The organism is Streptomyces sp. NPDC002690 (genome assembly GCF_053592415.1).
Genome location: NZ_JBSFVR010000049.1, coordinates 22,813 through 30,348, shown reverse-complemented (window position 1 = coordinate 30,348; position 7,536 = coordinate 22,813). Strand labels below are relative to the sequence as shown.

Sequence of the window (7,536 nt, the reverse complement as noted above, 5' to 3'; positions counted from 1 at the left end):
ATCGGGGCCGGGGCGGGATGCGTGGGCGAGCAGGTCGCGCTCTACGAAGACGACCAGAAGAACCAGTTCAGCCTTGCCGTGTTCACCATGAAGGATCGCGAGCGCTGGCGGCAGCGTGCGGCCAGGATCAGCTGCTCGGTGCGGGTGATGAGCGGCTCCGTCCAGGGCAGGGCCAGCAGGACCAGGAGCCCCGCCGCCCAGCCCAGGAGGACGTCGCTGAGCCAGTGCGTGCCGATGTACACGGTGGTGAGCCCCACGCCCAGCGACACCGTCGCCGAGATGGCCGACAGATAGCGCCTGGCCCTCGGGGTGGTGGCCAGGTACGCGAGGATTCCCCAGGTCACGACGGCGTTGGCGGTGTGTCCGGACGGAAATATATCCCCGCCGGCGAAGAGCTCCGCCGACCCGATCTGCGTCGCGTAGTGCGGGCCGAGCCGCCCGAGGACGTGCTTGACGCCTCCCACCGACGCGTTGAGCAGCAGCAGCGCGGCGCCGAGCGTGAGCAGTGGCCGCAAGGTGTGCTGCCGCCAGGAGCGCCAGCCGAGCCAGCTCGCGATCATCACGGCGGTCGGTCCCCGCTGCCCCAGCACGACGTAGTAGTCGAGGAAGGCGTGCAGCGACGGCCACTGCTGGTACGGCCGGAAGAGCATGACCTTCCAGTCCAGAGCCACCAGCCACGACGAGATCAGGACCAGGTGGACGATGACGAGATAGAACGCCAACGTCCCGCCGAAGAGGGCCACACGGTGACGACTCATCCGCGGGATCTCTATCTTCGGCGGTTCCGGCTCCCGGTCCAGCCGGGCAAAGATGTCGGTACGCACCCAATCGACGTTACAGCGAGTGAGTGCGCCACCCGGTCGATCCCACGGGTTTGTGATGACGATGTGATGTGGCCCATGTCGCCGGACGTGCCGTTTTCCGGTTCTGGAGGAAAAACAACGGGATCGGGTCTTCTCCTCCTTCCGGGTAGTTCCGTCAAGGCCGAGTGACGGTTGGTTCAATTCGCCGGAGAAGGCGCGACCTGCATTTCCCCGCCCCTTTCCCCGCCCGCCGCCGTCCAGGAGGAAGGGGGCCCCGGCCACCTCCGTGAGGGACACGACGGCCGCGGCGGAGCGGACGCCGGACGGGTACGGGTGTGGCGCACGCCACAACACCTGGGGCGGAGGGCATGAGTTGGGCCACGTGTGACGGGGGACGTCTCGCGTACGCTGACGGCTCACTCGCCCGTCGATGCCGGGCCCCGGGGGCGCCGCGCACCATTGCCGCTCCGGTCCGCCGAGCGCGAGGGACACATGGGAGGTACGCAGATGCCCGGGAGGAACGCGGCCGAAAGCGCCCCGCGCGCGGCCACCACCCCGAGTCCCGGCTCCGGTTCGAGCCCGGGTCCGGCCTCCGCCGCGGGTCCCGCCCACGGGCCGGACACCGGGAGGAGCCGCTGGGCCGTCCTCGTGGTCCTGTGCCTCAGCCTGCTGCTCGTCGCGCTCGACTCGACCGTGCTGCACGTCGCCGTACCGGCCGTCACCGAGGACCTGCGGCCAGGACCGGTCGCCCTGCTGTGGATCGTGGACGCCTACCCGCTCGTCTGCGCCTCGCTGCTGATCCTCTTCGGCACCCTCGGGGACCGGATCGGCAGACGGCGGGTGCTGCTCTGCGGGTACGCGCTCTTCGGCGCCGCCTCCGCGCTCGCCGCGTTCGCGGGCAGCCCCGGGATACTCGTCGCGGCCCGGGCCCTGCTCGGGGTCGGCGGCGCGATGATCATGCCGGCCACCTTGTCGATCCTGCGGCAGGTCTTCCCCGACCGGCGGGAGCGCGCCGTCGCCATCGGGGTCTGGACGGCGGTCGCCGCTGTCGGCGCGGCCACCGGACCGGTGATCGGCGGCTTCCTCGTCGAGCACTACTGGTGGGGATCGGTCTTCCTGATCAACGTCCCGCTGATGGCTCTGGTGCTCCCGGTCGGGCGCCGACTGCTCCCCGAGTCGCGTGGCTCCGGCGAAGGCCCGTGGGACGTGCTCGGCGCGCTGATGGCCGCTGCCGGGGTGCTCGGTGCCGTCCTGGGCGTCAAGCGGATGGGTGCCCAGGAGGGCCTCGTCGATCCGGCCTCGCTCGTCCCGCTGGTGGCCGGCGGGCTCTTCCTCGTCCTGTTCGTCCGCCGTCAGCGGCGGCGGAAGCATCCGCTGATCGACATCGGCATGTTCACCCGGCCCGCCTTCTCCACGGCGGTCGGCTGCATCGTCCTCGCCATGCTGGCCCTGGTCGGCCTCGAACTCGTCGCCGTCCAGTACCTCCAGCTCGTCCTGGACCTCAGCCCGCTCCGGACCGGTCTGCGGCTGCTCCCGCTGACCTTCGCGGCGATGGCCGCCGGGGCCACGGGCACGTACACGCTGCGCCGCCTCGGCCCCCGCAGGATGGTCGGGCTCGGCTTCGTGCTGACAGCCGCCTCGGTACTGCTGCTGACCCTGATGGGCGGGCACGACCGCCCGGTCCTGCTGACCGTCGGCTTCGTGACGCTGGGTTACGGCCTGCAGACCACCCTCTTCGGCGCCTACGAGTCGATGCTCAACGACGTCCCCGCCGACCGCGCGGGCGGTGCGGCGGCGATCGGGGAGACCTCGTACCAGCTGGGCGCCGGGCTCGGCATCGCTCTGCTGGGCAGTGTCATGAACGCCGCGTACGCCCCCGGCCTCACCGCCCTGCGCGAGGAGGGCGTACCGGCCGCCGCGGGCAGCGCCGCCTCGCACAGCCTCGGCGAGGCGTACGAGGTGGCGGACCGGCTCGGCGGGCCGGCCGGGGGGCTGGTGCGCTCCACCGCGCGGCACGCCTTCGTGCACGGCCTGCACCTCACCCTGCTGGTCAGCGCCGGGCTGCTGCTGCTCGGCGCGCTCGCCGCGCTGCGGCTGCCGAGGTCCATGGAGTGCGCGCCGGGCCCGTGCGGCACCGGCGCGGAGCCCCGGATCGCCGGCCCGCGCACACCGGACCACCAGGAGCGGGCAGGCCTCCCGCCCGCCCGGGAGGTGCCCGCCGCGCGACGCGAACCGGCCGAGGTCACCGGCTCTGGACGCGCGCCCCGCTGAGCCGTAGCGTCGGCCGCGAAGCCTGACTACCACCGCTAGTTTTTCTGGGTCCGGACGGCCGGACAGGGCTGCGGCCCACGGCCCCGGACACCGTGCGAGCCGCCGGAGGCACCATGCAGAGCACCGAGCACGACCGGCCGAAGCCGCCCCCCTTCGACCCGGGCGACCCGATCGGCATCGACGACCTCCTCGGCCCCGAGGACCTCGCGATCCGCGCGACCGTCCGCGCCTGGGCGCAGGACCGGGTGCTGCCGCACGTCGCCGAGTGGTACGAGCGGGGCGAACTGCCGGTCATCCGCGAGCTCGCCCGCGAACTGGGTGCGCTCGGAGCGCTGGGGATGTCCCTGGAGGGGTACGGCTGCGCGGGCGCCTCGGCCGTCCAGTACGGCCTCGCCTGCCTGGAGCTGGAAGCCGCCGACTCGGGAATCCGCTCGCTCGTTTCCGTACAGGGCTCGCTCGCCATGTACGCGATCCACCGCTACGGCTCCGAGGAGCAGAAGCGGCAGTGGCTGCCCGCCATGGCGGCGGGCGAGGTCATCGGCTGCTTCGGGCTGACCGAGCCCGACCACGGCTCCGACCCCGCCGGGATGCGCACGTACGCGAAGCGCGACGGGGACGACTGGATCCTCACCGGCCGCAAGATGTGGATCACCAACGGCTCGGTCGCCGGGGTCGCCGTCGTCTGGGCACAGACCGACGAGGGCGACGCGGGGCGGGGCGTGAGGGGATTCGTCGTCCCCACGGACAGCCCCGGGTTCTCCGCGCCGGAGATCAGGCACAAGTGGTCGCTGCGCGCCTCCGTCACCAGCGAGCTGGTGCTGGACGGGGTGCGGCTGCCCGCCGGCGCGGTGCTGCCGGGCGTGAGCGGGCTGCGCGGCCCGCTCAGCTGCCTGAGCCACGCGCGGTACGGGATCGTCTGGGGTGCCATGGGCGCCGCGCGGTCGAGCTTCGAGGCTGCCGTCGACTACGCGCGGACCCGGGAACAGTTCGGCCGGCCCATCGGAGGCTTCCAGCTCACCCAGGCCAAGCTCGCGGACATGGCGGTGGAGCTCCACAAGGGCATCCTGCTCGCCCACCATCTGGGCCGTCGGATGGACGCGGGCTCGCTCCGCCCGGAACAGGTCAGCTTCGGGAAACTCAACAACGTGCGGGAGGCGATCGAGATCTGCCGCACCTCGCGCACCATCCTCGGTGCGAACGGGATCTCGCTGGAGTACCCCGTGATGCGGCATGCGACGAACCTGGAGTCGGTGCTCACGTACGAGGGCACCGTCGAGATGCACCAGCTGGTGCTGGGCAAGGCGCTCACCGGCCTGGACGCCTTCCGGTAGGGCCGCCCGCCTTGTGCGGGCCGGCGTCCGGGGCGTCGTGGCGAGCGCCCTGCTCAGCTCTGGTTGAAGAAGCCGCCGGCCCGGCGGCCGGAGGCCTCGCCGCTGACCACGTGGGTGTGGGCAGGGGTCAGCAGGAAGACCCGGGTGGCGACCCGGTCGATCGAACCGCGCAGGCCGAAGATCAGCCCGGCGGCGAAGTCCACCACGCGCTTGGCGTCCGCGGGGTCCATGGCCGTCAGGTTCAGGATCACCGGGACGCCCTCCCGGAACAGCTCGCCGATGGTGCGCGCGTCCCGGAAGCTGTCCGGGGTCACCGTGGCGATGCGGCGTTCCCGCTCCTCGGCGGCCTCGGAGGCGACCTGCACCCGGGGGTCGGTCACCCATGCCTGGCCGTGTGTCCCCGTCTCGGCGCCTTCGGAGTACTCGTCGTCGTAGTAGCGCTCGTCGTTGTCCTCCACGAGGCCCAGCCAGGCGCTCGCCTTGCGTACCGATCCCATGGACGCCTCCTCTCACCGCGGTTCTCTGATGTTCCGCATGTCTTTCGTATCCCTATGGTCGTCCATCATGCGGATAGCGCGCCAAGTGGATAGTCGGCGCGCAGGCGATTCGTGACGGTACTGATGCAGAACATGTGGCGGTTCGTCAGGGTTCCGACCGAATAAGGGGGCTTGTAGGAAGAAAATAGGATGCTCCCGTCCGTACGGGTGACGCAGAGGACGTACGGGTGAACGACCGGATCGGTACGATGGTCGACGCGTGGGTGTGCGAGAGATCGCGGACCCGTCGTTCAGGTTCTCGGGGGGGACGTTCGTGTTCGGAATCGTCAGGCCGTGCACGCACCGGCTGAGCGAGGGGCTCAAGGCCGAGTGGATGGCCCATCTCTGCGGGCTCTGCCTCGCACTCCGCTCCGATCACGGGCAGTTCGCCCGGATCGTGACGAACTATGACGGCCTGATCGTCTCGGTGCTGACGGAAGCTCAGACCGGGCCGGTACCGGCCGGACGGCGCACCGCCGGTCCGTGCCCGTTGCGCGCCATGCGGACCGCGCCGGTTGCCAGGGGTGAAGGCGCCAGGCTCGCCGCCGCGGTCTCCCTGGTGCTCGCCTCCGCCAAGGTGCGTGACCATGTCGCCGACCGGGACGGGTTGCTGGCGCACCGTCCGGTCGCCGCCGCCGCCCGTCGGGTCGCCGCGGGCTGGGACCGGGCCGGGGCCCGCAGCGGCGCGGCCCTCGGCTTCGACACCTCGGTCCTGGTGGACGCGGTGGACCGGCAGGCCGGGATCGAGGCGCTGGCGGTGAGGGGCACCGGGCTTCTCTTCGTCACCGAACCCACCGAGACGGCCACCGCGGCGGCCTTCGCGCACACCGCGGTCCTCGCCGGCCGGCCGGGCAACGCGGCCCCGCTCGCCGAGGCGGGACGGCTCTTCGGGCGCCTCGCACACCTGCTGGACGCCGTGGAGGACCAGCGGGCCGACGCCGAGGCGGGGGCGTGGAACCCGCTCACCGCCACCGGGACCCCGCTCTCCGAGGCCCGGAGGCTCTGCGACGACGCCGTGCGCGGGGTGCGTCTGGCGCTCGCCGACGCGGAGTTCAGCGACGGCAAGCTGGTGCACGTGCTGCTGGTGCACGAACTGCGCCGCGCGGTGGACCGCGCCTTCGCCACCGACTCCTGCGCGCACCGGGGGGCGTACGGGCCGCCTCCCGGCAACCCGTACGCCCCCGGTGGTCCGCACGCCCCCGGGGGTCCTGCCGCGCCGCCGCCCGAGCCCCCGCCGCCGCCCCGAGACCGGCGCGGGCTCATCGCGGGCTGCCTGGTCTGGGCCGGACTCGCCTGCACCTGCCAGATGTGCTGCGGCAGCTACGACGGCCCCTGGTCGCGGCAGCGGCGCGAGGGACTCTGCAACGACCCCGGGAACTGCTGCGACTGCTGTGACTGCTGCTCGAACTGCGGCGACTGCTGCTCCAACTGCGGCGACGGGTGCAGCTGCTGCGATTGCGGTTGCGACTGCTGAGCCGCCCCGGGTGCGCTGACGCAAAATCAGGCACGGAGGGACGGGCTCACTTGATCTCGGGCGGCGAGATCTGCGAGGTCTCGATCGCCGACTCGGTGGTGCCCCACTTCTTCAGGATGCGGTCGTAGGTCCCGTCCTGCTTGAGGCTGTTCACCGCGGCCTGGAAGGCGGGGGCCAGCGGGGTGCCCTTCTTGAAGGCGAAACCGACGTCGAGCCGCTTGAACTCGTTGAGGAAGCGGACGTCCTTCTGCTGGGTCACCGCGTAGCGCAACCCGTTGATGGTCGACATCACCACGTCGATCCGGCCCTGCTGGAGACCGATCCAGATGGAGGTCGGATCGGCGAAGGTCTGCACGGTGTAGGGCTTCTTGCCCGCCGCGGAGCACAGCCCCTTGTTCTTCTCCAAGGTCACCTCGAAGGTCGTTCCGGCCCCGGTGGCGACCTTCAGCCCGCAGAGTTGGGTGAGGTCGGTGACCTCCTTCAGCTTGCTGTCGTTCCGTACGGCGAAGCCCTGGCCGTCGTTGATGTACGTGACGAAGTCGATGGTCGCGCGCCGTTCGTCGGTGACGCCGAAGTTGCCGGTGCCCAGGTCGTACTTGCCGCTGCCGAGCGCGGGCAGGATCGCCTCGAAGGAGGCCACCTCGCGGTGGAGCTTCAGACCCAGCTTGCGGGCCACCGCGTCGGCGAAGTCGATGTCCGCCCCGGACAGGGTCTTGCCGTCCGCCTCGTAGAACGCTCCCGGCGGTGCGCCGACGGCGCTGGCGATTCTCAGCGTTCCCGCCGAGCGGACGTCGGCGGGCAGCAGGGCCGCCGACGCGTCGTCCTTCCGCACGGCGGACACCACGTCGTTCTTCGGGGTGTCCGCGGCGGCGGTGCCGGCCGCCTGCGCCGTGGTGGGATCGCCCGTTCCGCACCCGGCGAGGGCGAGGGTGGCGGCGGTGATCAGGGCGAAGGTGACGGTGTGCCGGGTACGGGGCATGGCGAGGCTGCTCCAGATTCGTCGGGGCGCGCCGGGACGCGCCGGACGCGCCGAGGCGTGCCGGACGTGCCGGGCGTGCTGGTTCAAGAGGGCGTTGTGGATGTACCGGGGTATGCCGACCGGCCCCGCCGGACACGGCCCT

The 7,536-nt window shown here is 71.9% G+C and carries 5 protein-coding genes and 1 pseudogene; 3 read left to right on the top strand and 3 right to left on the bottom strand.

Annotated features, from left to right (window positions below; all coding sequences use genetic code 11):
- Window positions 1-95 precede the first annotated feature (95 nt).
- Window positions 96-824: pseudogene (locus tag ACWD3D_RS09825) on the bottom strand (phosphatase PAP2 family protein); the annotation flags it as partial.
- 486 nt (window positions 825-1,310) lie between these two features.
- On the opposite strand from ACWD3D_RS09825, the gene ACWD3D_RS09820 reads away from it, so the two are divergent.
- Window positions 1,311-3,074, top strand: coding sequence for an MFS transporter (locus ACWD3D_RS09820; protein ID WP_451460387.1), 1,764 nt, complete (start codon window positions 1,311-1,313; stop codon window positions 3,072-3,074).
- Window positions 3,075-3,187: 113 nt separating this feature from the next.
- Complete coding sequence (locus tag ACWD3D_RS09815) at window positions 3,188-4,405, top strand: acyl-CoA dehydrogenase family protein (RefSeq protein ID WP_451460386.1); 1,218 nt, start codon at window positions 3,188-3,190, stop codon at window positions 4,403-4,405.
- A 53-nt stretch (window positions 4,406-4,458) separates the two neighbouring features.
- Here the strand turns inward: ACWD3D_RS09815 and ACWD3D_RS09810 are convergent, their stop codons facing one another.
- Window positions 4,459-4,902 (bottom strand): cell division protein SepF, encoded by a 444-nt coding sequence (locus tag ACWD3D_RS09810; RefSeq protein ID WP_387371708.1) that lies wholly within the window; start codon window positions 4,900-4,902, stop codon window positions 4,459-4,461.
- Between the two features lie 313 nt (window positions 4,903-5,215).
- Between ACWD3D_RS09810 and ACWD3D_RS09805 the strand changes: the two genes are divergently transcribed.
- A complete protein-coding gene (locus ACWD3D_RS09805) occupies window positions 5,216-6,415 on the top strand; it encodes a DUF5685 family protein (RefSeq protein ID WP_451460385.1) in 1,200 nt (399 codons plus the stop codon).
- A 46-nt stretch (window positions 6,416-6,461) separates the two neighbouring features.
- On the opposite strand, the gene ACWD3D_RS09800 is transcribed toward ACWD3D_RS09805, so the two are convergent.
- Window positions 6,462-7,394: an ABC transporter substrate-binding protein gene (locus ACWD3D_RS09800; protein WP_451460384.1), complete on the bottom strand. Its 933-nt coding sequence runs from the start codon at window positions 7,392-7,394 to the stop codon at window positions 6,462-6,464.
- Window positions 7,395-7,536: the final 142 nt, after the last annotated feature.